A 568-nucleotide genomic window follows, 5' to 3' on the forward strand; every position below is an offset into this window, starting at 1 on the left:
TTGAGGAGAATGAGATCTGTGATGACTCGACGTTTCTCCGAGTAATCAAGCAGTTTGCGACGCCATCCGACGAGGAAGTAACGCGCTCCGTTCAGGAGTTGCAGATCGAGGATATCGTCGCGTTCACCGAGCTGTACCGAGAGGCTGTGATGGCCTCGTTCAACGCAGCGACCGAAAACATCCTCAAGACGATTCGTCACGAGGACCCATTCGACGACCGCCACGTCGTGGCGGCCGTCGACTTCACACACGTTCCCTACCACGTCTGGCCGTGGATCGACAAGGACGAGAAAATCCCGAAAGCAGAGTATCCGCCGATGGTCAGCGGGTACAAAGAAGACGGTGAAATCAAGCACGGGTATACGTTCGCGACGATCACGATCGTCGGGAACGATATCCCAATCATCCTGGGTATCGAGCCGGTGAAGGAACGCTCTGCGTGGGAACCAGAAGACGCGCCAGCCGATTCGAAGGCGGATGTGGTTGACGTACTGCTGGACAGAGCCCAGCAGTACGTCGATCTCGACGAAGTGCTCCTAGACCGGGGATTCTACAGTAACGAGGTGTA

General features: G+C 56.2%; 1 pseudogene. It reads left to right on the forward strand.

Annotation, left to right across the window (positions count from 1 at the left end):
- Positions 1-568, forward strand: a pseudogene (locus PGX04_RS15890) (ISNCY family transposase); the annotation flags it as partial.

Source organism: Natrinema soli, from assembly GCF_028618695.1.